Origin of the sequence: Burkholderia savannae (assembly GCF_001524445.2) — a bacterium.
Lineage (GTDB): Bacteria > Pseudomonadota > Gammaproteobacteria > Burkholderiales > Burkholderiaceae > Burkholderia > Burkholderia savannae.
This window is the reverse complement of record NZ_CP013417.1, coordinates 768,841-794,638: the sequence shown is the minus strand read 5'-3', so window position 1 is coordinate 794,638 and position 25,798 is coordinate 768,841. Positions and strand designations below refer to the sequence as shown.

Below are 25,798 nucleotides of genomic sequence, written 5' to 3'. Positions count from 1 at the left end.
CCGCCGCGGCCGATCCGGCCGCGCGCGGCGCGACGTCACTTCTCGACGATCGCCACGCGTATGCCGTTTGTAAGAATTGTGATTGTACCGGGTTCGTAATTCACGCCGGCAAATTGCAATTGTTCCGGCTTGAACGTGTAGATCGGATAGTTGGTCAGCAATTGGGTCGCGAGCAGGCCAGCCGCCGCGCTGATCTGCTGCGTATAGAGTTGCGCGTCGCCGTCGACGCTCACGCTGTCGACGGCGGGCGCCTTCAGCACGACCGAGCGGCTCGGCGCGTCGTACGCGAGCTGGCCCGACACGGTGAACTTGCCGTTGACGGGCTCGCGCAGGAACGGGCTCCCGAAGCGCGCGTCGAGCCGCACCGCGACGCGGTTCCGGTCGGGCAGCAGCCCGACGACCGGATTCGCGAGCGCGACGTCGATCACCTGCGCGACCGTCTTCTGATACGGGAACTTGCGGGCGACCGCGCGCTGCACGTCGCCTTGCGAGAACGTGTAGTGATCGGGAATGAACGGGAACGTCGACGCGCACGCGGCAAGCGACACGGTGACGCCCGCCGCCGCGCACGCGGCGATCAGGAAGCGGCGCCGGTCGGGCGCGCTCGTCTGGGTCATGCTGAATCTCCTGCTGAGGCAAGCGGCGCGGCCGGCCGCGTATCGGCTTCGAGGCGGGCGAGCCATGCGAGCGCGTCGGCGCGCGACGCGCCGCACATCTCGTCGCTCGGCTTGAGGCCCGAGCAGCACGCGGGCCGCTCCGGCCGGCCGAAGATCGCGCAGCGCTCGCCGTCGGCGAGTTGCGCGCAGCGCACGCCGGCCGGCTTGCCGCTCGGCATGCCGGGAATCGGGCTCGAGATCGACGGCGCGATGCAGCACGCGCCGCAGCCTTCGCGGCACGCGTGCGCGGGCGCCTTCCCCGACATCACGGCAACTTCGCCAATCATCACATCAAACATCCCATAACAAGCCGCAACCGCCGCAAAATGCGGGATCGCGGGCCCGCGTCGAACGAAAGCCGTATTGTGCCATCCGCCGCTGCGACGTTATTACACAATTCAATGAAAGCGCCAATTTATATACTGACCGGCGTCACAGAGCACGATTCGAGCTTCCAGCATGACGCCGCCGATCCCGTCCGAAGCGCTGTTTCGACCCGACTTGCTCGCCAAATACACGGCGAACGGCCCTCGTTATACGTCCTACCCCACCGCGTTGCAGTTCCGCGAAGATTTCGATCCCGCCGACTACATCCGCGCGGCGGCCGATCCGGGCGCATCGGCAAGCGATCTGTCGCTCTATTTCCACATCCCGTTCTGCGCGGCCGCGTGCTTCTACTGCGGCTGCAACAAGATCGCGACCCGCAACCGCAAGCGCGCGCGGCCCTATCTCGATCAGCTGACGCACGAGATCGCGCTGCAGGCGGCGCTCTTCGACCCCGAGCGGACCGTCACGCAACTCCATTGGGGCGGCGGCACGCCGACCTTCCTGTCGAACGCCGAGACGGCCGAGCTGATGGCGGCGACCCGCGAATACTTCACGCTCGCGTCGGACCGCACGGGCGAATTCTCGATCGAGATCGACCCGCGCACCGCGTCGCCCGCGACGATCGTTCATCTGCGCACGATCGGCTTCAACCGCGTGAGCCTCGGCGTGCAGGACTTCGATCCCGACGTGCAGCGCGCGATCAACCGCGTGCAGCCGCTCAAGATGACGTCGGACCTCGTTCGCGCGGCGCGCGCGACGGGCTACCACTCGGTCAGCGTCGATCTCATCTACGGGCTGCCGCACCAGACGGTGTCGAGCTTCGCGCGCACGCTCGACACGATCGTCGAGCTCGAGCCCGACCGGCTCTCCGTGTTCGGCTACGCGCACATGCCGCATCTGTTCAAGATGCAGCGGCAGATCGACGCCGCCGCGCTGCCGCCGCCCGCGACGCGGATCGCGCTCCTCGGCCTCGCGATCGAGCGGCTCACTCGCGCGGGCTACGCGTACATCGGCATGGACCATTTCGCGCGGCCGGGCGACGAGCTCGTCCGCGCGCAGCGCAACGGCACGCTGCAGCGCAATTTCCAGGGCTACAGCACGCGCGCGGACGCCGATCTGGTCGGCATCGGCGCGTCGTCGATCGGCAAGGTCGGCGACGTCTACGCGCAGAACGCGAAGCATCTGCCGCGCTACGGCGCGGCCCTCGCCGACCAGCGCCTGCCGATCGCGCGCGGCGTGAGGCTGTCCGCGAACGACCGGCTGCGGCGCGACGTGATCTCGCACCTGATGTGCAACCTCGTGCTGCCGTTCTCGCATTTCGAGGCGGCGTACGGCGTGCGCTTCGCGAACAAATTCTCGCGCGAGCTCGACACGCTGCGCGGCTTCGAGCGCGACGGCCTGCTGTCGATCGGCGGCGATCGTCTGACGATTCATCCGGCGGGACGCCTCTACGTGCGCAACATCGCGATGGTGTTCGACGCATACCTGTCGGGCGCGTCCGAAAACCGTTATTCGAAGACGGTCTGAGCGCGGCGCGCGCTCGGCCCGCGTTGTTGATAAAGTGACGGTTTCATCGCACTCCGTTTTGACGCACGATGCGCACCACGCAAGCGACCCGCGCGGTCGAACGCCTGAAAGCCCGCGCCGGCAACCCGCAGTATTCGGCGGTCGGCATGCCGGGCGGCCTCTTCTACCTCGTCGACCGGGCAAGCGGCGCCGCCGAGAAGCTCTGCGCGCCGCTGCCGCTCGAGGATTTCGTCGCGTTCGTCGACGGCCTCGGCCCGAAGAAGCCGCGCAAGGCGAGCAAGCTCGACGTCGCCTTCGAGCAGCAGATCAAGAACAGCAAGCGCTAGCCGGTTTCGGGCTGCAGGCGTTCTGAAGGCAAGACATCAACCCCGTTTGGTACAATTCGAAAGTTCTTCGTCCCCTCGCTGACGGCCGTCCAGGCCCGCATGACACCATGAATATCGAAAAAGCGCGTTTCAACATGATCGAACAGCAGATCCGCCCTTGGGACGTACTGGATCACGACGTCTTGAGCTTGCTGTCGGTCGTCAAGCGTGAAAACTTCGTGCCGGCCGCGTACCGCGAGCTGGCGTTCACCGACATCGAGCTGCCGTTGCCGAACGGCCAGAAGATGCTGTTCCCGCGCGTCGAGGCCCGCATCCTGCAGGAGCTCGCGGTGAAGAAGCACGAGAACGTGCTCGAGATCGGCGCGGGCTCCGGCTACATGGCGGCGCTCCTCGGCGCGCGCGGCCAGCGCGTGACGACGGTCGAGATCGATCCGGAGCTCGCGCAGTTCGCCGAGGAAAACTTGAAGAAGAACGGCGTGACGAACGTCGAAGTCGCGCTCGGCGACGGCTCGCGCGGCTGGCCCGCGAAAGCGCCGTACGACGTGATCTGCGTGTCGGGCGGCCTGCCCGTCGTCCCGCAGGAGCTGCTCGAGCAACTGAAGGTGGGCGGCCGCCTCGCCGCGTTCGTCGGCGGCCGGCCGGTGATGGAGGCGCAGATCATCACGCGCATCGACGAGAAGCAATACCGCGTCGCCGATGTGTTCGAGACCTACGTCGAGCACCTCGTCAACGCGATCGAGCCGTCGCGCTTCAAGTTCTGAGGCAGCGCGTGCCGATGCAGATCCTGACCGCTTCCGCCCTCGCCGAATGGCTGCGCGACCCGGCGCGCCCGGCGCCTGTCGTGCTCGACGTGCGCGAGCCGTGGGAGATCGCGACCGCGAAGATCGACGGCAGCGTATCGATCCCGATGCAGCAGATCCCCGCGCGCAGCGAGGAGCTCGACGACGAGGCGGAGATCGTCTGCATGTGCCATCACGGCATGCGCAGCGCGCAAGTCGCGATGTTCCTCGAATCGCGCGGCTTCACGAAGCTCTACAACCTGCAAGGCGGGATCGACGCGTGGTCGCGCGACGTCGATCCGTCGGTGCCGCGCTACTGAGCGCGCATCGCGGCGGCGCGCGCGATGCGCGCCGCTTCGCCCGAGCGTCCCGCCCGCTTCCCGTCCCGCCTACTCCGTTTCCTTCAGCGCTTGCGCGACGATCGAGAACAGCTCGACGATCTGCGCCTCCTCCACGATGAGCGGCGGCGAGAACGCCAGGATATCGCCCGTGTAGCGGATCATCGCGCCCTTCTGGAAGCATTTGACGAAGACTTCGTACGCGCGCGCGCCCGGCTTGCCGTCGCGCGGCTTCAGCTCGACGCCGCCGACCAGGCCGAGATTGCGCACGTCGATCACGTGGCGCGCGTCCTTCAGCTGGTGGATCTCGCGCTCGAAGGTCGGCGCGATCTGCGCGGCGCGCGTGAGCAGCCCGTCGCGCTCGTAGAGATCGATCGTCGCGACGGCCGCCGCGGCCGCGAGCGGGTGCCCCGAATACGTGTAGCCGTGGAACAGCTCGATGCCGGCGGGCGCGCCGTTCACGATCGCGTCGTGAATCGCGCCGCTCGCGGCCACCGCGCCCATCGGCACGGCCGCGTTGTTCGTGCCCTTCGCCATCGTCAGCAGATCGGGCGTCACGCCGAAGAACTGCGATGCGAACGGCGCGCCGAGCCGCCCCCAGCCGGTGATCACTTCGTCGAAGATCAGCAGGATGCCGTGCTTGTCGCACAATTCGCGCAGCCGCTCGAGATAGCCCTGCGGCGGAATCAGCACGCCCGTCGAGCCCGCGACCGGCTCGACGATCACGGCGGCGATCGTCGACGCGTCGTGCAGCGCGACGAGCCGCTCCAGTTCGTCCGCGAGATGCGCGCCCCACGCGGGCTGCCCCTTCGAGAACGCGGCCTCCTTCAGGTTCAGCGTGTGCGGCAGATGATCGACGGACGGCAGCAACGCCCCGGAGTACGCCTTGCGGTTCGGCGCGATGCCGCCCACCGAGATGCCGCCGAAGCCGACGCCGTGATAGCCGCGCTCGCGTCCGATGAAGCGCGTGCGCTCGCCTTGGCCGCGCGCGCGGTGATACGCGAGCGCGATCTTCAGCGCGGTGTCGACCGCCTCCGAGCCCGAATTCGTGAAGAAGATGTGCTTCAGGTCGCCCGGCGTGTGGCGCGCGATCTTCGTCGCCGCTTCGAACGCCTTCGGGTGCCCCATCTGGAACGTCGGCGCGAAATCCATCTCCTCGGCCTGCGCCTTCACCGCGGCGACGATCTCGTCGCGCCCGTGCCCCGCGTTCACGCACCAGAGGCCCGCGGTGCCGTCGAGAATCCGGCGGCCGTCGTGCGACGTGTAGTACATCCCCTTCGCCGCGACGAGCAGGCGCGGCGCTTCCTTGAATTGCCGGTTCGCGGTGAACGGCATCCAGAACGCGGATAGGTCGGGGGTCTTCGAAACGTGTTCGGCCATGGAGGCTCCTCGGAGATCGATCGAACGATGCCTGGAATACGTCTTGATGCGCGCTGACGGGCGCGGCGCCCGAGCGTCGCACCGCGGGGAATTCGCATTGAGAGTGTAAGCACGCGGCCCGCGATGCACAACCATGCAGCATGCGCGCGCCCGGCGCTGCACCGCGACGGACCACGCGATGCGCGAACGCGGGCATCGCAGGCACCGCGGCGCATCGCCGAAAGCCCCGCCGACGGGCGCGCGCACGCGCGCCGCTTCTGGCACATGCCTTGCGTAATCGGTTCGCCGCGTGTCCGCTCCGGTGCGCGCCCACACTCCAACAGGCAAGGGGAATTCGATGAAACGTCGCAGTCTTTTGAAGTTCGGATCGATGGCAGGCGTGATGGCGCTCGCGGGGCAAAGCCCGCTCGCGCGCGCGGCGGATGCGGGCAAAGGCCCGATCAAGGTGGGCATCCTGCATTCGCTGTCGGGCACGATGGCGATCTCCGAGACTTCGCTCAAGGACACCGCGCTGATGACGATCGCCGACATCAACAAGAACGGCGGCGTGCTCGGGCGGCAGATTCAGCCCGTCGTCGTCGATCCCGCCTCGAACTGGCCGCTCTTCGCCGAGAAGGCGCGCCAGTTGCTCACGCAGGACAAGGTCGCGTGCGTGTTCGGCTGCTGGACGTCGGTGTCGCGCAAATCGGTGCTGCCCGTGTTCGAGGAGCTAAACGGCCTGCTCTACTACCCGGTTCAGTACGAGGGCGAAGAGATGTCGCGCAACGTGTTCTACACGGGCGCCGCGCCGAATCAGCAGGCGATTCCGGCCGTCGAATACATGATGAGCTCGGAAGGCGGCGGCGCGAAGCGCTTCTTCCTGCTCGGCACCGATTACGTCTATCCGCGCACGACCAACAAGATCCTGCGCGCGTTCCTGAAATCGAAGGGCGTCAAGGATTCCGATATTCAGGAAGTCTACACACCGTTCGGGCACAGCGATTACCAGACGATCGTCGCGAACATCAAGACCTTCGCGCAAGGCGGCAAGACGACGGTGATCTCGACGATCAACGGCGATTCGAACGTGCCGTTCTACAAGGAGCTCGGCAATCAGGGGCTCAAGGCGACCGACGTGCCCGTCGTCGCGTTCTCGGTGGGCGAAGAAGAGCTGCGCGGCATCGACACGAAGCCGCTCGTCGGGCACCTGGCCGCGTGGAATTACTTCATGTCGGTGAAGGGGCCGGCGAACGCGAAGTTCAAGGAGCAGTTCGCCGCGTGGGTGAAGTCGCAGAACCTGCCGGGCGGCGCGAAACGCGTGACCAACGATCCGATGGAAGCGACGTTCGTCGGCATCCACATGTGGAAGCAGGCGGTCGAGAAGGCGAAGAGCACCGATGTCGACCGCGTGCGCGCCGCGATGATCGGCCAGAGCGTGGCCGCGCCGTCGGGCTTCACGCTGACGATGGACGGCAACCATCATCTGCACAAGCCGGTGATGATCGGCGAGATCCGCGGCGACGGCCAGTTCAACGTCGTCTGGAAGACGAAGACGGCCGTCCGCGCGCAGCCGTGGAGCCCGTTCATCGCGGGCAATCAGGGCAAGCCCGATGTGGTCGGCTCGATTTCCGAGTTCCTGCGCCGCCGCCGCACGGCGCTCGCCTGACGCCTGCGCACGCGCCGCGCGAAAGCGCGGCGTCTTCATCGCGCGCGGCCGCGCCGCGCGCGCCCTCTCCCTTCGCGAGGACATACCGATGCCCACGCCTTTGAGCCGCGCCGCCCGTGCGTTCGCGGCGCTCGCCGCGTGCGCGGCGTTCGCGCTCGGCGCGCCCCGCGCGGCGCTCGCCGTCACGGCTGCCGACGTCGCCGCGCTCGCCGGCGACGACTTCGACGCGAAGACCGCCGCGGTCGACCATCTCGCCGCCGAGCACGACGCCGCCGCCGTCGCGCTCCTGAACGCGCTCGCGAACGGCGACGCGCTCGCGACCGACGCGGGACGCATCCTGATCCAGAGCGGCGACACCGCGCGCGACGCGCTGACGAACGCCCCCGCGCAGGCGGGCGACGCGCAACCCGTGATGCTCAACAACCTGCTGCGCACGAAGATCGCGAATGCGCTGTCCGGGCTCGATCTCGCTTCGCCCGATCCCGACACGCGGCGCGGCGCGATCGATGCGCTGCTGAAGAGCCCCGACGCATCGTTGAAACCGATGATCGACGCGGCGCGCGCGAAGGAGACCGACCCGACGCTCAAGCGCCGCCTCGACGCGCTGCGGGCGATCGCCGCGCTGCACGACGCCGATCCGGCGAAGCGCCTCGAAGCGGTGCGGCTCGTCGCCGCGCGCCGCGATCTCGACATGATCGAGCAACTGCGCCCGCTCGCCGCGAAAAATGCCGACGGCAGCTATGCGGAGCCCGATGCGCGCGTGCGCGACGCCGCACAGCAAGGGCTCGACGCGCTGCACACGATCCAGCGCCGCGGCGAGATCGCGGGCACGCTGTTCGCGGGCCTGTCGCTCGGCAGCGTGCTGCTGCTCGCCGCGCTCGGCCTCGCGATCACCTACGGCCTCATCGGCGTCATCAACATGGCGCACGGCGAATTCCTGATGATCGGCGCGTACGCGACCTATGTCGTGCAGACGCTCGTGCAGCGCTACCTGCCGGGCGCGTTCGACTGGTATCCGCTCGCCGCGATTCCGGCGTCGTTTCTCGCGGCGGCCGCGCTCGGTGCCGTGCTCGAGCGCACGGTGCTCAAGCACCTGTACGGCCGCCCGCTCGAGACGCTCCTCGCAACCTTCGGCGTGAGCCTCATCCTGATCCAGGCGACGCGAATGATCTTCGGCGCGCAGAACGTGCAAGTCGTCAATCCGTCATGGATGAGCGGCGGCGTGACCGTGATGCAGAACCTGATCCTGCCGTACAACCGGCTCGCGATCCTCGCGTTCGCGCTCGCCGTCGTCGGCGTCGCGTGGGCGGTGCTCACGAAGACGCGGCTCGGCCTGTTCGTGCGCGCGGTCACGCAGAACCGCCGGATGGCCGCGTGCGTCGGCGTGAAGACGGCGCGCGTCGATTCGTATGCGTTCGCGTTCGGCGCGGGCATCGCGGGGCTCGGCGGCTGCGCGCTGTCGCAGATCGGCAATGTCGGCCCCGATCTCGGCCAGAGCTACATCATCGATTCGTTCATGGCGGTCGTGCTCGGCGGCGTCGGACAGATCGCGGGCACGGTGCTCGGCGGCTTCGGCCTCGGGCTCGTCAGCAAGGCGATCGAACCGTTCTGGGGCGCCGTGCTCGCGAAGATCGCGGTGCTCGTGATGATCGTGCTGTTCATCCAGAAACGCCCGCAAGGGATGTTCGCCCTGAAGGGCCGCAGCGCGGAGGCTTGACATGACTTCGACGATCCAATCACTTTGCGTCGCGCCGAGCGCCGCCTCCCCCGCGGCGGCCGCCCCCGCCGCGCCGCGCTTCGCGCTCGGCCTGCCGCCGCGCCCCGCGCTGCTGTCGCGGCGCGCGTGGCTCGCGCTCGTCGCGCTGTGCGTCGCGGTGGGCGTCGGCGTGCCGCTCGCCGCGCTCGTCGCGCCCGAGTCGAGCGCTTTTCATCTGTCATCCTATGCAATGACGCTCGCGGGCAAGCTGATGTGCTACGCGATCGCCGCGCTCGCGCTCGATCTCGTCTGGGGCTACTGCGGCATCCTGAGCCTCGGGCACGGCCTTTTCTTCGCGCTCGGCGGCTATGCGATCGGCATGTACCTGATGCGCGCGATCGGCCGCGACGGCAAGTACGGCAGCGACCTGCCCGACTTCATGGTGTTCCTCGACTGGCATCGGCTGCCGTGGTACTGGAGCGGCACCGAGCATCTCGCGTATGCGCTCGCGCTCGTCGTGCTCGTGCCTGCCGCCGTCGCGTGGGTGTTCGGCTTCTTCACGTTCCGCTCGCGCGTGAAGGGCGTCTATCTGTCGATCATCACGCAGGCGACGACGTTCGCCGCGATGCTGCTCTTCTATCGCAACGAGACGGGCTTCGGCGGCAACAACGGCTTCACCGATTTCAAGCGCATCGCCGGCTTCGCGATCACGTCGCCCGACACGCGCACGGCGCTGTTGCTGATGACGTTCGCGACGCTCGTCGCGTCGTTCGTGGCCGCGCGCGCGATCGTCACGAGCAAGCTCGGCCGCGTCGTCACCGCGATCCGCGACGGCGAGACGCGCATCATGTTCCTCGGCTACAGCCCGCTCGCGTACAAGCTGTTCGTGTGGGTCGTGTCGGCCGTGCTGTGCGCAATCGCGGGCGCGCTGTACGTGCCGCAGGTCGGCATCATCAACCCGAGCGAGATGTCGCCCGGCAACTCGATCGAGATGGCGATCTGGGTCGCGGTGGGCGGCCGCGGCACGCTGATCGGCCCGATCGTCGGCGCGTTCGCCGTCAACGGCGCGAAGAGCGTGTTCACCGCGTACTTCGCCGAATACTGGCTGTTCTTCCTCGGCCTCATCTTCGTGCTCGTGCCGCTCGTGCTGCCGCGCGGCATCATGGGCCTCGTCGACACCGTCACGCGCAAGGGAACGCCACGATGAACGAGAACGCGATGATTCCCGACCTCGCGCAGCCGGACGGCGTCGATCTGCGCGCGGTCAGCGGCACGGCGCCGATGTCGCACGTCGTCACGCCCGGCGCGATCGACACGTCGCACGGCACGATCCTCTATCTTGAGGACGTCGAAGTGAGCTTCGACGGTTTTCGGGCGCTGAGAAAGCTGTCGCTGTCGATCGACGTCGGCGAGCTGCGCTGCGTGATCGGCCCGAACGGCGCCGGCAAGACGACGATGATGGACGTGATCACCGGCAAGACGCGCCCCGACGCGGGCAAGGTGTTCCTCGGCCAGACGCTCGACCTCGCACGCATGAACGAGCCGGAGATCGCCCGCGCCGGCATCGGCCGCAAGTTCCAGAAGCCGACCGTGTTCGAGCAGCACCCGGTATGGGAAAACCTCGAGCTCGCGATGGCGGCCGACAAGCGCTGGTTCGCGTCGCTGCGCGCGCGGCTCGACCGCGCGGCGCAGGCGCGGATCGAAGAGACGCTCGCGCTGATCCGGCTCGAGGACAGCGCGTACCGGCTCGCGGGCGAGCTGTCGCACGGGCAGAAGCAGCGGCTCGAGATCGGCATGCTGCTGATGCAGCGCCCCGCGCTGCTGCTGCTCGACGAGCCCGCGGCCGGCATGACCGACCACGAGACGATGGCGCTCGCCGAGCTGCTGAACACGCTGCGCGGCACGTGCTCGATGATGGTCGTCGAGCACGACATGGAGTTCGTCGCGGCGCTCGCGGGCGACGCGGGCCGCGTGACCGTGATGGCCGAAGGCGCGGTGCTCGCGCAAGGCACGCTCGATCAGGTGAAGCGCGACGAAGCGGTGATCGAGTCTTACCTCGGACGATGATGCGATGCTGACGATCGAAGCGCTGAACCAATACTACGGCGGCAGCCACATCCTGCGCGACGTGACGCTCGAAGCCGGCGACGGCAAGCTCACCGTGCTGCTCGGGCGCAACGGCGTCGGCAAGACGACGCTCTTGCGCTGCGTGATGGGCGTCGTACCGACGAAAAGCGGCGGCATCGCGTGGCGCGGCAAGCCGCTCGGCGCGCTGCCGCCCTACGCGCGCGTCGCCGCGGGCCTCGCTTACGTGCCGCAGGGCCGCGACGTCTTTCCGCGGCTCACCGTCGAGGAGAACCTGCTCGTCGGCGCGGCGAGCCGCAAGGCGCCGTCCAAGGTGCCCGACCGCATCTACGATCTCTTTCCGGTGCTGAAAGACATGCGCGCGCGGCGCGGCGGCGACCTGTCGGGCGGCCAGCAGCAGCAGCTCGCGATCGGCCGCGCGCTGATGAGCGAGCCGCAACTGCTGATCCTCGACGAGCCGACGGAAGGCATCCAGCCGTCGATCATCCAGGACATCGGCCGCACGCTGCGGCAGCTCGTCGACGAATCGAAGATGACGGTGCTGCTCGTCGAGCAGTACTACGATTTCGCGCGCTCGATCGCCGATCGCTACTGGGTGATGAGCCGCGGCGAGATCGTCGCGGGCGGCGCGGGCAGCGAGATGGACGCGCACGGCGTGCGTGAGATGATCGCGGTTTGAGCCGCGCGCTTCGCGGCGAAGGCGAGCCGAGCGCGCCCGTGCCGAACGCGCATTGCGTCAATCCGCGAGCGGCAAGCGGCTGCGCCGCGACGCGGCTCGCTCGCGCGAAATCGTCGCGCGCAACCATCGCGCCCGGCCGCGCCCGCGCGCCGGGTATCCTGTAGCATTGATGCGCCCGCTTTCCAGATTCGACCGATGTCCGCCCACGAACCCCACGCCACGCTCGTCCGCCCCGCCACCAAGGCGTGGCACGCCCGCCTCGAGCTCGGCTTCGAGCGGCAGCCGGCGGGGCGCACCGCGCTCGCCCATCGCCGGCACGCGGGGCCGCTGCGCGTGCAGCGCGCGCTCTATCCGGAAGGCGACGCGATCTGCCACGCGGTCATCGTTCATCCGCCGGGCGGCGTCGCCGGCGGCGACCGCCTCGAGATCGACGTGAGGCTCGACGCCGGCACGCACGCGGTGCTGACGACGCCCGGCGCGACGAAGTGGTACAAGTCGAACGGGCTCGACGCGCGGCAGCGGATCGACATCGACGTCGGCGCGCACGCGAAGCTCGACTGGCTGCCGCAGAACAATCTGTTCTTCGACGCCGCGCACGCGTCGCTCGAATTCGTGCTGAAGCTCGGCGACGGCGCGAGCGCGCTCGGCTGGGACGCGACGCAGCTCGGCCGCCAGGCGGCGGGCGAAGCGTGGTCGACGGGCAGCATCGCATCGTTCTCGAAGATCGTCGGCCCGTCGGGGCGGCCATTGTGGGTCGAGCGCGCGCGCCTCGACGCGGCCGATCCGCTGCGCGCCGCGCCGCAAGGGCTCGGCGGCTTTCCCGTCTACGGCACGCTGTGGGCGCTCGGCGCCGCATGCACCGACGCGCTCGCCGAATCGATCGCGCCCGCGCTGCCGTTCGACGACGCGCTGCGCGCCGGCGTCACGTGCGTCGCGCCCGGCGTGATGCTGATTCGCGCGCTCGCCCATTCGATGGAAACGCTGCAGCGCCTGTTCATCGACCAATGGCTTGCGCTGCGCCCGATCGTCCACGGCGTCGACGCGAAGCCGCTGCGTCTCTGGCAGACCTGATCGCCGCACGTTCCTGACGCACGCCTTTCAGAAAAACGCGCCATCTCGGTGCGCGCCGCACCGCCGCGCGGCACGAACGCGCGGATAAAACGCGTGGCACGTGCCTTGCTCTCTTGCTTCAGCAGGCCTCGCCGCACGCGCACGTTCGCAGTGCTACGATATCTTCGCGCCCGCCGCGCAGCGCGCCGCCCGAATATTACGTTTTCCAAAATGTTTCTTTCATGAAACTGACTCCCCGAGAAAAAGACAAGCTGTTGATCTTCACGGCGGCGCTTCTCGCCGAGCGCCGCCGAGCCCGCGGGCTCAAGCTCAACTACCCGGAGACGATCGCGTTCATCACGGCCGCGCTGATGGAAGCCGCGCGCGACGGCAAGACGGTCGCCGAGGTGATGCATTACGGCACGACGCTGCTCACGCGCGACGACGTGATGGAAGGCGTGCCCGAGATGATTCCCGACATCCAGGTCGAAGCGACGTTTCCCGACGGCACGAAGCTCGTCACCGTCCACCACCCGATTCCGTGAAGGCGCATCATGATTCACCGCATGGTTCATTTCCCCGCGCATTCCGCTGACGGATTCCGCGCCGCACGCACGCTTGGCCGGAGGGCCGCATGATCCCCGGCGAAATCCTCATCGACGAAGGCGAGCACGAGCTGAACGCGGGCCGCAAGACGATCGAGCTCGCCGTCGCGAACACGGGCGATCGCCCCGTGCAGGTCGGCTCGCACTATCACTTCCACGAAGTCAACGACGCGCTGTCGTTCGATCGCGCGGCCGCGCGCGGCTTTCGGCTGAACATCGCGGCCGGCACCGCGGTGCGCTTCGAGCCCGGCCAGTCGCGCACGGTCGAGCTCGTCGAGCTCGCGGGCGCGCGCGCCGTCTACGGCTTCCAGGGCAAGGTGATGGGGCCGCTCTGAGCGCCCGCCCCGACGCGACTCGTTGACACGCCCGCACGGGCATCCGAAGGATTCGACGACATGACATTACGTTTGAGCCGCCGCGCGTACGCGGAAATGTACGGGCCGACGACGGGCGACCGCATTCGCCTCGCGGACACCGAGCTGCTGATCGAAATCGAGCGCGACTATACGATCTACGGCGAAGAAGTGAAGTTCGGCGGCGGCAAGGTGATCCGCGACGGCATGGGGCAATCGCAACTGGGCGCGGCCGACGTCGCCGACACCGTGATCACGAATGCGGTGATCCTCGATCACTGGGGCATCGTGAAGGCGGACATCGCGATCAAGCACGGCCGCATCGCCGCGATCGGCAAGGCGGGCAATCCGGACATCCAGCCGGGCGTGACGATCGCGATCGGCGCGGCGACCGAGATCATCGCGGGCGAAGGCCTGATCGTGACGGCGGGCGGCATCGACACGCACATCCACTTCATCAGCCCGCAGCAGATCGACGAGGCGTTGGCTTCCGGCGTGACGACGATGATCGGCGGCGGCACGGGCCCCGCGACCGGCACCAACGCGACCACCTGCACGCCGGGACCATGGCACATGGAGCGCATGCTGCAGGCAGCCGACGGCTGGCCGATCAATCTCGGCTTCCTCGGCAAGGGCAACGCGAGCCGGCCGCAGCCGCTCGTCGAGCAGGTCGAGGCCGGCGCGATCGGCCTCAAGCTGCACGAGGACTGGGGCACGACGCCCGCCGCGATCGACAACTGCCTCGCGGTCGCCGACGACACCGACACGCAGGTCGCGATCCATACCGACACGCTGAACGAAGGCGGCTTCGTCGAAGCGACGGTCGCCGCGTTCAAGGGCCGCACGATCCACACGTACCACACCGAAGGCGCGGGCGGCGGCCACGCGCCCGACATCCTGAAGGTGTGCGGCGAGCCGAACGTACTGCCGTCGTCGACGAATCCGACGCGTCCGTACACGATCAACACGCTCGACGAGCACCTCGACATGCTGATGGTGTGCCATCACCTCGACCCGTCGATCGCCGAGGATCTCGCGTTCGCCGAATCGCGCATTCGCCGCGAGACGATCGCGGCCGAGGACATCCTGCACGATCTCGGCGCGCTGTCGATGCTCTCGTCCGATTCGCAGGCGATGGGCCGCGTCGGCGAAGTGATCATCCGCACGTGGCAGACCGCGCACAAGATGAAGGTGCAGCGCGGCGCGCTTGCCGAGGACAGCGTGCGCCACGACAACTTCCGCGCGAAGCGCTACGTCGCGAAGTACACGATCAATCCGGCGCTCACGCACGGCATCGCACACGAAGTCGGCTCGATCGAGCCGGGCAAGTGGGCCGACCTCGTGCTGTGGGAGCCCGCGTTCTTCGGGATCAAGCCCGCGATGATCCTGAAAGGCGGCATGATCGCGCTCGCGCAGATGGGCGACCCGAACGCGTCGATCCCGACGCCGCAGCCCGTTCATTACCGCGAGATGTTCGCGACGCGCGGCGGCGCGCTCGCGCGCACGTCGCTCACGTTCGTGTCGCAGCTCGCGCTCGACGCGGGCATCGGCCAACGCTACGGGCTCGCGAAAAGGCTCGTGCCGGTGCGCGGCTGCCGCACCGTGACGAAAAACGACATGATCCACAACGCGTGGCGGCCCGCCATCAGCGTCGATCCCGAAACCTACGACGTCGTCGCCGACGGCACGCTGCTCACCTGCGAGCCCGCCGCCGTGCTGCCGATGGCGCAACGCTATTTCCTGTTCTGAAGTCCTGACGAATCATCATGCGCACGATCGACAAACGCATCGCCCCGAACGTGAAACTCGCCGCCTCGCTCGTCGCGCGCGCGCCGGCGCTCACGCTCGCTTATGACGCGCGCTGCAAGAGCCGGCTCGCCGCGACGCTCGACACGGGCGAGGAAATCGCGCTCGTGCTGCCGCGCGGCACGGTGCTCGCCGACGGCGACGTGCTCGTCGCCGACGACGGCGCGCTCGTGCGCGTCGCCGCGGCCGACGAAGCCGTGCTGCTCGTGCGCGCGCCCGACGCGCTCACGCTCACGCGCGCCGCGTACCATCTCGGCAACCGGCATACGCCCGTCGAGGTCGGCGCGCATTACCTGAAGCTCGAATACGATCCCGTGCTCGCCGATATGCTCACGCGCCTCGGCGCGACGATCGAGCGCGCGAACGCGCCGTTCCAGCCGGAAGCCGGCGCATACGGCGGCGGGCATCGGCACGGGCACGACGCGACGTTCGCCGAGGATTACGCGCTCGCGCAGCAGGTGTTCGGCGAGCACCACGGCCACTCGCACTCGCACTCGCACTCGCACGATCACGATCACGATCACGATCACGATCACGATCACGATCACGATCATCAGCATGGTCCGTCCTGCTCGCACGGTCATGGCCATGGACACCGCTGAGCTCGTCGCGCTGCTGCATCTCGCGTCGCCGGCCTTGCCGATCGGCGCGTTCAGCTATTCGCAGGGCCTCGAGGCCGCGCTCGACGCGCCGCTCATCCGCAACGCCGACGACGCGCGCGACTGGATCGCGAGCGGTCTCGCCGACGTGCTCGCGCACGGCGAGCTGCCGTTCCTCGCGCATCAACTCGCGCGCTGGCACGCGCACGACGCGGCGGCGCTCGCCGAGGCGAACGACGAATTCGTCGCGAGCCGTGAATCGTCCGAGCTGCGCCGCGAAACCGAGCAGATGGGCTGGTCGCTCGCGCAACTGTGCGCGTCGCTCGAATGGGGCGACGCCGCGCGCCGCGCGACGCTCGCGTCGATCTCGCCGATCGCGCTGCCGAGCGCGTTCGCGTTCGCGGCGGCCGCGCACGGCGCGACGCCCGACGCGACGCTCGCCGCGTACGCGTTCGGCTGGGTCGAGAACCAGACGGCCGCCGCGATCAAGGCGGTGCCGCTCGGCCAGCTCGCGGGCCAGAAGATCATCGTCGCGCTGCGCGAGCCGATCCGCGCCGCGGTGCGCCGCGCGCTCGCGACGCCGCCCGACGCGATCAACACGTTCGCGCCGCAGCTCGGCATCCTGTCCGCGCGGCACGAATCGCAGTATTCGCGCCTGTTCCGTTCATAAGCATCCCAGAGCATTCTCACGCACCGAATCATGAACGCACCCCATTCCGCGGCGGCGGCCCGCCGCACGAAGAAGCTCCCGCCGCTGCGCGTCGGCATCGGCGGCCCCGTCGGCTCCGGCAAGACGACGCTCCTCGAAATGCTCTGCAAGGGCATGCGCGAGCGCTACGACCTCGTCGCGATCACGAACGACATCTACACGAAGGAAGACCAGCGCCTGCTGACGATCGCGGGCGCGCTGCCCGAAGAACGGATCATGGGCGTCGAGACGGGCGGCTGCCCGCACACGGCGATCCGCGAGGACGCGTCGATCAATCTCGAGGCGGTCGACCGGATGCTGTCGCGCTTTCCGGACGCGGACATCGTGTTCATCGAATCGGGCGGCGACAACCTCGCGGCGACGTTCAGCCCTGAGCTGTCGGACCTGACGATCTACGTGATCGACGTCGCGGGCGGCGAGAAGATTCCGCGCAAGGGCGGCCCGGGGATCACGAAGTCGGATCTGCTCGTGATCAACAAGACGGATCTCGCGCCGCTCGTGGGCGCGAATCTCGACGTGATGGCGTCCGACACGAAGAAGATGCGCGGCGAACGCCCGTACGTGATGTGCAATCTGAAGGCGCTCGACGGCGTCGCCGACGTGATCGCGTTCATCGAGAAAAAAGGATTGCTGACGGTCTGAGCGCGCGGCGCGCGATGTTCGCGGCCTGGGCTCGCGCGATCGCGGAGCGGCGCGACACCGCGATCGCGCGATGCGGCGGCCGTGGCGGCCGCGGCTGCGATGACGCCGCCGTCTCGCAACCACGCACGGCGCGATGCGGCGCTCAGTCGCGCGCAGCCCCCGTGTCGCGCCCGCCGCCCTCGCCTTCGTCGCTTGCCGCCGACACGGCACGCGGCGGCGGCAACAGCGCATTCAGCACGTCGACCGTGCGCGCGGTCGCCCCGCGATGCCGCGCGGCGAACGCGGCGCCCGCCGCGCCCATCGCGGTGCGGCGCGCGTGATCGGCGAACAGTTCGTCTAGCGTGCACGCAAGATCCGCCGAATCCCGCACCTGCGCGCACGCGCCCGCCGCGACCGCATCGGCCGTCGCCTGCGTGAAGTTGAACACGTGCGGCCCGATCAGCACCGGCACGCCCACCGCGCACGCCTCGATCAGATTCTGCCCGCCGAGCGGCAGCAGGCTCCCGCCGATGAACGCGATGTCGGCGGCCGCGTAGTACGCGCCCAGCTCGCCCATCGAATCGCCGAGCAGCACGTCGACGTTTGCCGGCAACGCGGATGCGGCCGGCTGGCCCGCCGCGGCGGCGGCCGCGTCGGCCGCCCATTCGGTGCGGCGTGCGTGGCGCAAGCCGCGCCGCTCGACGAGCGCCGCGACTTCGGCGAAGCGCTGCGGATGGCGCGGCACGAGAATCAGCAGCGCACCCGGCGTCGTCACCCCAGCGAACGCGTCGAGCACGAGCGCCTCCTCGCCGTCGCGCGTGCTCGCCGCGACCCACACCGGCCGCCCGCCGATCGCCTCGCGCCATGCGCGGCCGCGCGCGGCGAGCTCGGGCGGCGTCGTCATGTCGAACTTCAGGTTGCCGAGCACGGCGACGTTGCGCGCGCCGAGCGATGACAGGCGCTCCGCGTCGGCCGGGCTTTGCGCGAGCACGCGCGAGAAGCCGCCGAACACTTCGCGCGCGGCCGAGCCGAACTTCGCCGCGCGCCTGAACGAGCGCGCCGACATCCGCGCGTTCGTCAATACGAGCGGCACGTCGGCGCGGCGGCACTCGTCGATGAGCGTCGGCCAGACTTCAGTCTCCATCACGAGGCCGAGCGACGGCCGCCACCCATGCAGGAAGCGCCGCACGAGATGCGGCAGATCGTACGGCAGATAGCAGCGCGACACGCGCTCGCCGAAGATCTGCTCGCCCGTCGCGCGGCCGCTCGGCGTCATGTGAGTGAGCAGCACGTGCACGTCGGGCCGCGCGCGCATCAGCGCATCGACGAGCGGCTGCGCGGCGCGCGTCTCGCCGACGGACACCGCGTGCACCCAGACGATCGGCGTCGATTCGTCGATGTGGCGCGCAAGCGCGCGGCCCGGCCCGAAGCCGAAGCGCTCGCCGATATGCTCGCGATAGCCGCGCTCCTTGCGCGAGCGCCACAGCAGGCGCAGCACCGCGAGCGGCGCGATCAGCCACCACAGCGCGCGATAGATCGCTCTCAGCATCGCGCGGCGGCTCCGTCGAAGGAAACGTCGCGCGCGCTCAAACGAGAGCCCTGCCCTGCAGGCGTTCGAGAATGCCGAGCGGCGCGCGCTCCGGACGGACCATCGCGTCCACCGGCAGGAAGAAAGTCTGCTCGAGCATGAACTGGCCGGACATCACCGCGTGCGACGCCTGATCCGAGAAGCACACCCACACGCTGCCCGACGGGAACGGCATCGTCTGCTGCGGGCTGCTCTTCTGATAGTCGAGATCGGCCTTCATGCTGTCGTGCAGATTCAGCATCAGGTGGTCGTACGCGCTGCGGCGCGACTTCGTCACGTGCAGCAATTCGAGCAGCCACGCGGAGCCCGGCACCTGCGGCTTGATGCGCGGCAAGAAGCGCTTCGCGACGTCCTCGAACGGCTCGCCGACGCGCCACACGCGCGGCACGCCCGCCGGGTTCACGTTGGTGAACACGCGCAGAATCCGCTCGCCGTAATTCGGCCGCGACGGAAACGCGTCGACGTGCAGGCGGCTGTCGTCCTTGCGCCACGACGTCTCGCGCGTCTCGACCTGCATCAGGCGCAGGCTCGTCGGCGCGACGCGCAGCTTGCCGCGATACTCGGGAAAGAGGCCGTCGACGAGCGTGCCCGCCTGCTGCTGGAAACGCGCGATCAGCGCGCGCACGGCCGATTGCGTGACGGCGTCGCCCGCCACGCCGGCGAGCGCGCCGCCGTTCGGCGCGAGGCTGATGTTCTTGCGCTTCGGATCGGCGAACGCGGGATCGAGCAGCGCTTCCTCGCCGCCTTCGATCGCGAAGCGCAGATGTGAAAAGAACAGCACCTTGCCGTCTTCGAGGCCGGCGAGCAGCTGCTCGCGCGGCACGGACAGATGTTGGCCGCTCCAGTCGGCGGACGCAATTTCGATGATCTGGGATTCGCTCATGATCGCCTGTCGGGATTACAAGAGGCCGAACGACGCGAGTGCGTCCTTCACCTGCGAAAGGGACGGCGGCGCGCCGGCGGTGCCGAGATTGACGACGTTGGGCGACCAGTAGCCGCCCGTGCGCCAGGCTGTCGCGAAATTGTACAGTTCGACGGTCGGACGCTTCAGCGCCGCCGCGATGTGAACGAGGCCGGTATCGACGCCGACCGTCGCCGCCGCGCCGTCGATGAGGCCGACGACCGCGGGCAGCGACAGCTTCGGCGGCACGATCGCCGCCGCGCCGAACGCCTTCGCGAGACGCTCGCTCGTCGCGCGCTCGGCGTCGCTGCCCCACGGCAGCACGAGCGACGCGCCGCGCCGCACGAGCGCCTCGCCGAGGCCGATCCATGCGTCGTCGGGCCACTGCTTGTCGGCGCGCGACGTCGCGTGGACGAACACGACGTACGGCACCGGCAGGTTCAGATCGAGCGACGCGAGCGCTTGCGACGCGCCGCGCGTGTCGACGCCGAAATCGATCGCATCGGCAGGCGTCGGCGCGGGGTCGCCCAGCGCGGCCGCGACGAGCTGCCGCGAGCGCTCGACGACATGCGTGCGCGGCACGATCGGCACGCGCTTGTCGTAGAAGAAGCGCACCGGCCACTCGTAGCCCGCGCCGTCGGTGCGGTTGCCGAGGCCGACGAGCGGCCCGCGCGCCCAGCTCGCGACCCACGCGGTCTTGATGAGCCCCTGGCAATCGATCACGAGGTCGTAGCGCTCTTCGGCGAGCCGCCGCCGGAACGCGCGGATCTCGCGCCACGTGCCGGGCGTGCCGAGGCGCTTGCGCCAGCGCCGCAGCGAGAACGGCAGCACGTTGCGCACGCCGTCGACGAGCCGCACGAGATCGGCGAAGCCTTCCTCGACGAGCCAGTCGATCTGCGCGTCGGGATGGCGCCGGCGGATGTCGGCGATCACCGGCATGTTATGCACGACGTCGCCGAGCGACGACACGCGCACGATCAGAATTTTTTGCACGCTGAAAAAAATGGCCGGCAGCCGCCGGCACAGACCGAAAGGACGGATTTTATCGCGCCGGACGGCCGGCACAGACAAAAAGCGGCGAACGCACGAATGCGTCGCCGCTTTTTCGACAAGGCTTGCGTCAGCGCAAGGCCGGTCGGGCCGCCCCCGCCGCGCGACGCGCGAAAGTCAAGCTCAGAACGGCAGGTTCGCGTCCGGCTTCGCGGCCTTCAGCGCGCGCCGGAAATCGTCCTGGATTCGCGCGAGCGCCGCGTCGGACGTCGCCTCGAAGCGCAGCACGACCACGGGCGTCGTGTTCGACGAGCGCGCGAGGCCGAAGCCGTCCGGATACTCGACGCGCAGGCCGTCGATCGTCACGACTTCGTCGGCGCCGTCGAACTTCGCATCGGCGCGCAGCTTGTCGATCAGCTTCACGCTCTCGCCCTCTTCGAGCTTGAGCTGAAGCTCCGGCGTCGACACCGCGTTCGGCAGGCCGTTCAGAAGCGCGCTCGGATCGGCCACGCGCGCGAGGATCTCGAGCAGGCGCGCGCCCGTGTAGAGACCGTCGTCGAAGCCGTACCAGCGATCCTTGAAGAACACGTGGCCGCTCATCTCGCCCGCGAGCGGCGCGCCCGTTTCGCGCAGCTTCGCCTTCACGAGCGAGTGGCCCGTCTTCCACATCAGCGGCTCGCCGCCCTTCTCGCGCACCCAGTGCGCGAGGTTGCGCGTGCACTTCACGTCGTAGATGATCTGCGCGCCCGGGTTGCGCGACAGCACTTCCTGCGCGAACAGCATCAGCTGGCGGTCCGGGTAGATGATCTGGCCGTCCTTCGTGACGACGCCGAGGCGGTCGCCGTCGCCGTCGAACGCGAAGCCGATCTCGGCGTCGGTCGTCTTCAGCTTCGCGATCACGTCCTGCAGGTTCTCCGGGTGCGCCGGGTCCGGGTGGTGGTTCGGGAAGTTGCCGTCGATGTCGGTGAAGAGCTCGACGAGCTCGCAGCCGAGCGCCTTGAACAGGCGCGTCGCGAGCGGGCCCGCGACGCCGTTGCCCGCGTCGACGACGAGCTTGAGCGGCCGCGCGGGCTTGATGTCGCCGACGATGCGCTCGACGTACTGGTCGGCGACGTCGTATTGCTCATACGAACCGCTGCCGGCTTCGAAGCGCTCGTCGACGATGCGCTTGTAGAGGGCCTGGATCTGGTCGCCGTAGATCGCGGCGCCGCGCAGCACCATCTTGAAGCCGTTGTAGTCGGGCGGGTTGTGGCTGCCCGTGACGACGATGCACGAGTCGACGCGGCGCTCGCCGTTGGCGAGCGCGAGCGGCACGCTCGCCGCGAAGTAGCCGACGGGCGTCGGCACCATGCCGACGTCGACGACATCGACGCCCGACGCGCGCAGCCCGTCCGCGAGCGCGCCGACGAGCTCGGGGCCCGACAGGCGGCCGTCGCGCGCGACGACGACCGCGTCGCCGCCCTGCGCGCGCACTTCGCTGCCGAACGCGCGGCCGATCGCGCGCGCGACGTCGGCGTCGAGCGTCTTGCCGATCACGCCCCGAATATCGTATGCCTTGAAGATGGATTGGGAGATCATCGATTCACTCTCAGTGTCGTCCATAAAAAATTTGGCCGCCTCAACGCGAATGCGTAAAAAATTGTCGCCCGAACCGACCGGCGAGCGGCAACGCATGGCTCTGCCGATGCCGGAAGCGAATCCGATCCAACTTATAATCGCTGGTTTCAGCTACGCCGATCGCGCCCATTTTAATGCCTGAATGCTTCATCGCAGCAAAACCGCTCCCGCGGTCGGCCGGCCCGGTCATCTCGCGCACGTTTGCCCGCGGCGCGTCATGCTGAAATCCAGGCTTTCGAATCCCGACGTCGCGAAGGCCGTCGCGAACCTCGCGTGGCTCGGGCTCGAGCGGCTCACGCAGATCGGCGTCGCGATCGTCGTGAGCGGCCTGCTCGCCCGCTACTTCGGCCCCGACGCGTTCGGCAAATGGCAATACGCGAATACGCTCCTCCTCGTCCTCGCGCCGCTCACCTGGGTGTGCGGCGCGGAGATCCTCGTGCCGACGATCGTCCAGCGCACGGGCGCGCAACTGGGCGCCGTGCTCGGCAGCGCGTTCGCGCTGCGCTTCGCGGTGTCGGTCGCCGCGCTCGCGCTCACGTGGGCGGCGATCGCCCTGGGCGCGTTCGATCCGCTCGTCGGCGCGATGCTCGCCGGGCTCGCGGTGACGCTCGTGCTGCGCGAGCCGTTCGTCGGCATCGTCAATGCGTGGCTGCAGAGCATGACGTACAGCAAGCCGCAACTGCTCGCGAGCATCACGGCGGCGATCGCGAAGATGGCGCTCGTGTGGCTCTTGGTGCGCGCCGCCGCCGCGCCCGCGCGCTTCGGCTGGCTGTGGGCGCTCGAGGCCGCGGCGATCGCGGCCGCGCTGATCTGGTATTACCGCGGCCGCAACGGCGGCGCGCTCGGCTGGCGCGTCGAGCGCCCGCTCGTGCGCGAGTTCGCGACGACAGGCACCGTCTTCTGGCTCGGCCTCGTCTGCATGTACCTGTTCCTGAAGCTCGACCGGCTGATGCTCGAGCGCTACGTGTCGTTCGCCGAGCTCGGCCGCTACGCGGCCGCGCAGCAGTTGAACGAGAACTGGATCACGCTCGCGCTGATGCTCGCGCAAACGATCGCGCCCGCGTTCGTCTACCGCGTGCAGGACGCGCCGCGGCTGCGCCGCAACGTGTGGCGCCTGATCGGCATGACGGCCGCGCTGATGGCCGCGGGCGCGCTCGTGCTCGACCTGCTCGCGGGCTTCATTATCCGCAAGGTGTTCGGCCCCGGCTTCGAGACGTCGGTCGACGTGTTCCGCCTTGCGGTGTGGCTGTCGGTGCCGGCCGGCATCGAGGCGATCGGCAATCTCGTCGTGCTCAAGTATCAGGCGAAGTTCGTGCTGCTCGCGAAATGGTCGACGGCGCTCGCGCTCGCCGCGCTCGTCAACCTGATCGCGATTCCCGCACTCGGCCTCTATGGCGCGCTCGCGGGCCTCGCCGCCGGCTATCTCGCCGCCGCGTCGGTCAATTTCTATTACATCCGCCTGAAGCTGCGCCCATGACGCCCTCTTTCGCCACGCCCGGCGCCGCCCGCTCGCTCGACGACGTCGCCGTGCTGATTCCGGCATACAACGCGCACGACGATCTGCTGCGCACGCTGATGTCGTTTCGCGAGGACGCGCCCGTGCGCGTGCTCGTCGTCGACGACGGCAGCACGCCGCCGATCGCCGCGCCCGAACTGCCGGGCCTCGCGATCGACGTGCTGCGGATGCCGCGAAACGGCGGAATCGAGCGCGCGCTCGCGGCCGGCATCGACGCGCTCGCCGCGCGCGGCTTCCGCTACGCGGCGCGCATCGACGCGGGCGACCTCGCCGCGCCCGGCCGGCTCGCGAAGCAGCGCGCGTACTTCGACGCGCATCCGCACGTGGCGGGCCTCGGCACGTGGACGCAGGTCGTGTCGCGCGACGGCCGGCCGCTCTTCATGCTGACGCCCGCCGCCGATCCCGCGACGCTGCGCCGCACGCGCTTCTTTCGCTCGCCGTTCGTCCATCCGTCGATGATGCTCGACATCGCGGCGGTGAAACAGGCCGGCAACTATCGAATCAAATATCGCGCGGCGGAAGACCTCGATCTTTTTTTACGGTTAATGGAACGCTACGATTGCGCGAACCTGCCGGAGCTCGGTTTGTATTACGAATTGAACGAAGGCGGCATCAGCGCGACGAAGCGGCGGCGGCAGATCGCGTCGACGCTCGCGCTGGCGCTGCATTACTTCGATCCGCTCAATCCTTACGATTGGCTCGGCGTCGCGAAAAATCTGCTTCATTTCGTGACGCCCTATTCGACGCTGCAGCGCGCGAAGCGCCTGCTGTTCGCCCCGCGCGGCGCCGCATGACGCGCCGCGCCCGCTCACGCGCCCGCTCAGACTGGCCCGCGCATCCGATTATTTTTTTCAGCCCGACATGAGTTCCGCTTCCGCCCTGCGCATCGTTCTCGTCTGCAATACCGCGTGGGCGATCTACACGTACCGGCACGGCCTGCTGCGCATGCTGATCGCGCGCGGCGCGCAGGTGACGGTGCTCGCGCCGCGCGACCGCACGGTCGAGCCGCTCGTGCGGATGGGCTGCCGCTACGCGGAGCTGCCCGTCGCATCGAAAGGCACGAGCCCGCGCGAGGACCTGCGCACGCTCGCCGCGCTCTATCGGCACTATCGGGAAATCAGGCCCGATCTCGTGTTCCATTACACGATCAAGCCAAACATTTACGGATCGATCGCCGCATGGCTCGCGCGCGTGCCGTCGATCGCGGTGACGACGGGCTTGGGCTACGTATTCATCCAGAGAAGCCGCGCCGCACGCGTCGCGAAGGCGCTGTACCGCTTCGCGTTCCGCTTCCCGCGCGAAATCTGGTTCCTGAACCGCGACGATCTCGACACGTTCGCGCACGAGCGGCTCCTCGCGCATCCGCAGCGCGCGCGCCTCCTGCACGGCGAAGGCGTCGACCTCGAGCAGTTCGCGCTCGCGCCGCTGCCCGAGCGCGACACGTTCACGTTCGTATTGATTGGCCGCCTGCTGTGGGACAAAGGCGTGCGCGAATATGTCGACGCGGCGCGCGCGCTGCGCACGCGCTATCCGCAGGCGCGCTTCGCGCTGCTCGGCCCCGTCGGCGTCGACAATCCGAGCGCGATCTCGCGCGCCGACGTCGACGCGTGGGTGCGCGAGGGCGTGATCGATTACCTCGGCGAGGCGCACGACGTGCGGCCGCACATCGCCCGCGCCGACTGCGTCGTGCTGCCGTCGTATCGCGAAGGCGTGCCGCGCACGCTGATGGAAGCGTCCGCGATGGGCCGCCCGATCGTCGCGACCGACGTGCCGGGCTGCCGCGACGTCGTCGCCGACGGCGACACGGGCCTCTTGTGCACGGCGCGCGACAGCGCGAGCCTCGCCGCGCAACTCGCGCGGATGCTCGACATGAGCGCCGCCGAGCGGCGCGCGATGGGCGAGCGCGGCCGGCGGAAGGTCGCCGCGGAATTCGACGAAGCGAAAGTCATCGAACGTTATCATCAGACCATTTCCGCCCTGACGGGCGTCACACTTTGACGGAGCA

The 25,798-nt window shown here is 68.9% G+C and carries 27 protein-coding genes; 20 read left to right on the top strand and 7 right to left on the bottom strand.

Annotated elements, in window-relative coordinates:
• Positions 1-35 precede the first annotated feature (35 nt).
• Together WS78_RS03980 and WS78_RS03975 are read right to left on the bottom strand one after the other, a co-directional pair.
• Entirely contained in the window at positions 36-617 is a 582-nt protein-coding gene (locus tag WS78_RS03980; protein WP_059583624.1) for a DUF1439 domain-containing protein, read from the bottom strand.
• Positions 614-943 (bottom strand): YkgJ family cysteine cluster protein, encoded by a 330-nt coding sequence (locus WS78_RS03975; protein WP_038745838.1) that lies wholly within the window; start codon positions 941-943, stop codon positions 614-616. The genes WS78_RS03980 and WS78_RS03975 overlap by 4 nt, the downstream gene beginning before the upstream one ends.
• Before the next feature lie 172 nt (positions 944-1,115).
• On the opposite strand from WS78_RS03975, the gene hemN reads away from it, so the two are divergent.
• From hemN to WS78_RS03955, 4 genes are all read left to right on the top strand, one after another.
• A complete protein-coding gene (hemN, locus tag WS78_RS03970; protein ID WP_038745776.1) occupies positions 1,116-2,510 on the top strand; it encodes an oxygen-independent coproporphyrinogen III oxidase in 1,395 nt (464 codons plus the stop codon).
• Positions 2,511-2,578: 68 nt separating this feature from the next.
• Positions 2,579-2,836, top strand: coding sequence for a hypothetical protein (locus WS78_RS03965; RefSeq protein WP_038745780.1), 258 nt, complete (start codon positions 2,579-2,581; stop codon positions 2,834-2,836).
• Positions 2,837-2,943: 107 nt separating this feature from the next.
• Complete coding sequence (locus tag WS78_RS03960) at positions 2,944-3,597, top strand: protein-L-isoaspartate O-methyltransferase family protein (RefSeq protein WP_038745782.1); 654 nt, start codon at positions 2,944-2,946, stop codon at positions 3,595-3,597.
• Positions 3,598-3,611: 14 nt separating this feature from the next.
• Complete coding sequence (locus tag WS78_RS03955) at positions 3,612-3,935, top strand: rhodanese-like domain-containing protein (RefSeq protein ID WP_038745784.1); 324 nt, start codon at positions 3,612-3,614, stop codon at positions 3,933-3,935.
• Between the two features lie 69 nt (positions 3,936-4,004).
• Here the strand turns inward: WS78_RS03955 and WS78_RS03950 are convergent, their stop codons facing one another.
• Entirely contained in the window at positions 4,005-5,333 is a 1,329-nt protein-coding gene (locus WS78_RS03950; RefSeq protein WP_059583622.1) for an aspartate aminotransferase family protein, read from the bottom strand.
• A gap of 337 nt (positions 5,334-5,670) precedes the next feature.
• On the opposite strand from WS78_RS03950, the gene urtA reads away from it, so the two are divergent.
• The 12 genes from urtA to ureG all read left to right on the top strand — a co-directional run bounded on the left by urtA (position 5,671) and on the right by ureG (position 17,202).
• On the top strand, positions 5,671-6,978 hold the full coding sequence (gene urtA, locus WS78_RS03945; RefSeq protein WP_038745788.1) for an urea ABC transporter substrate-binding protein: 1,308 nt from the start codon (positions 5,671-5,673) through the stop codon (positions 6,976-6,978).
• 88 nt (positions 6,979-7,066) lie between these two features.
• A complete protein-coding gene (gene urtB / locus WS78_RS03940; protein WP_059583620.1) occupies positions 7,067-8,695 on the top strand; it encodes an urea ABC transporter permease subunit UrtB in 1,629 nt (542 codons plus the stop codon).
• Position 8,696: 1 nt separating this feature from the next.
• Complete coding sequence (gene urtC, locus WS78_RS03935; RefSeq protein ID WP_059583617.1) at positions 8,697-9,881, top strand: urea ABC transporter permease subunit UrtC; 1,185 nt, start codon at positions 8,697-8,699, stop codon at positions 9,879-9,881.
• Entirely contained in the window at positions 9,878-10,741 is an 864-nt protein-coding gene (gene urtD, locus WS78_RS03930) for an urea ABC transporter ATP-binding protein UrtD (RefSeq protein ID WP_038745794.1), read from the top strand. Before urtC ends, urtD begins: the two co-directional genes overlap by 4 nt.
• A gap of 4 nt (positions 10,742-10,745) precedes the next feature.
• On the top strand, positions 10,746-11,438 hold the full coding sequence (gene urtE, locus WS78_RS03925; RefSeq protein WP_038745796.1) for an urea ABC transporter ATP-binding subunit UrtE: 693 nt from the start codon (positions 10,746-10,748) through the stop codon (positions 11,436-11,438).
• 195 nt (positions 11,439-11,633) lie between these two features.
• Entirely contained in the window at positions 11,634-12,509 is an 876-nt protein-coding gene (locus WS78_RS03920; protein ID WP_059583615.1) for an urease accessory protein UreD, read from the top strand.
• A gap of 221 nt (positions 12,510-12,730) precedes the next feature.
• A complete protein-coding gene (ureA, locus tag WS78_RS03915) occupies positions 12,731-13,033 on the top strand; it encodes an urease subunit gamma (RefSeq protein WP_009889615.1) in 303 nt (100 codons plus the stop codon).
• A gap of 89 nt (positions 13,034-13,122) precedes the next feature.
• Positions 13,123-13,428: an urease subunit beta gene (locus tag WS78_RS03910; protein ID WP_038745800.1), complete on the top strand. Its 306-nt coding sequence runs from the start codon at positions 13,123-13,125 to the stop codon at positions 13,426-13,428.
• A gap of 60 nt (positions 13,429-13,488) precedes the next feature.
• Positions 13,489-15,195, top strand: coding sequence for an urease subunit alpha (gene ureC / locus WS78_RS03905; protein ID WP_059583612.1), 1,707 nt, complete (start codon positions 13,489-13,491; stop codon positions 15,193-15,195).
• 17 nt (positions 15,196-15,212) lie between these two features.
• Positions 15,213-15,854, top strand: a complete 642-nt coding sequence (gene ureE, locus WS78_RS03900; protein ID WP_059583609.1) for an urease accessory protein UreE — start codon at positions 15,213-15,215, stop codon at positions 15,852-15,854.
• Positions 15,841-16,521: an urease accessory protein UreF gene (locus WS78_RS03895; protein ID WP_038745806.1), complete on the top strand. Its 681-nt coding sequence runs from the start codon at positions 15,841-15,843 to the stop codon at positions 16,519-16,521. The genes ureE and WS78_RS03895 overlap by 14 nt, the downstream gene beginning before the upstream one ends.
• 30 nt (positions 16,522-16,551) lie before the next feature.
• Positions 16,552-17,202 (top strand): urease accessory protein UreG, encoded by a 651-nt coding sequence (gene ureG, locus WS78_RS03890; protein ID WP_038745808.1) that lies wholly within the window; start codon positions 16,552-16,554, stop codon positions 17,200-17,202.
• Between the two features lie 142 nt (positions 17,203-17,344).
• On the opposite strand, the gene waaA is transcribed toward ureG, so the two are convergent.
• The 4 genes from waaA to WS78_RS03870 form a co-directional block, all read right to left on the bottom strand.
• The gene (gene waaA / locus WS78_RS03885) at positions 17,345-18,730 is read right to left on the bottom strand and encodes a lipid IV(A) 3-deoxy-D-manno-octulosonic acid transferase (protein WP_059583607.1); all 1,386 of its coding nucleotides are present in this window, start codon (positions 18,728-18,730) and stop codon (positions 17,345-17,347) included.
• A 37-nt stretch (positions 18,731-18,767) separates the two neighbouring features.
• Positions 18,768-19,652, bottom strand: coding sequence for a Kdo hydroxylase family protein (locus WS78_RS03880; protein ID WP_038745812.1), 885 nt, complete (start codon positions 19,650-19,652; stop codon positions 18,768-18,770).
• A 15-nt stretch (positions 19,653-19,667) separates the two neighbouring features.
• Positions 19,668-20,735, bottom strand: a complete 1,068-nt coding sequence (waaC, locus tag WS78_RS03875; protein WP_059583604.1) for a lipopolysaccharide heptosyltransferase I — start codon at positions 20,733-20,735, stop codon at positions 19,668-19,670.
• 108 nt (positions 20,736-20,843) lie between these two features.
• Complete coding sequence (locus WS78_RS03870; protein ID WP_082717251.1) at positions 20,844-22,262, bottom strand: phosphomannomutase/phosphoglucomutase; 1,419 nt, start codon at positions 22,260-22,262, stop codon at positions 20,844-20,846.
• Here WS78_RS03870 and WS78_RS36945 point away from each other — a divergent pair.
• The 4 genes from WS78_RS36945 (at position 22,222) to WS78_RS03850 (ending at position 25,791) form a co-directional block, all read left to right on the top strand.
• Positions 22,222-22,419, top strand: a complete 198-nt coding sequence (locus tag WS78_RS36945; protein WP_162483261.1) for a hypothetical protein — start codon at positions 22,222-22,224, stop codon at positions 22,417-22,419. The genes WS78_RS03870 and WS78_RS36945 overlap by 41 nt on opposite strands.
• Positions 22,420-23,754 carry a lipopolysaccharide biosynthesis protein gene (locus WS78_RS03860; RefSeq protein WP_197419388.1) on the top strand — a complete coding sequence of 445 codons (1,335 nt, stop codon included), beginning with the start codon at positions 22,420-22,422 and terminating at the stop codon, positions 23,752-23,754.
• Positions 23,751-24,587 (top strand): glycosyltransferase, encoded by an 837-nt coding sequence (locus WS78_RS03855; protein ID WP_059583602.1) that lies wholly within the window; start codon positions 23,751-23,753, stop codon positions 24,585-24,587. Before WS78_RS03860 ends, WS78_RS03855 begins: the two co-directional genes overlap by 4 nt.
• A gap of 67 nt (positions 24,588-24,654) precedes the next feature.
• Complete coding sequence (locus WS78_RS03850; protein WP_038745816.1) at positions 24,655-25,791, top strand: glycosyltransferase family 4 protein; 1,137 nt, start codon at positions 24,655-24,657, stop codon at positions 25,789-25,791.
• The last annotated feature ends 7 nt before the right edge of the window (positions 25,792-25,798 follow it).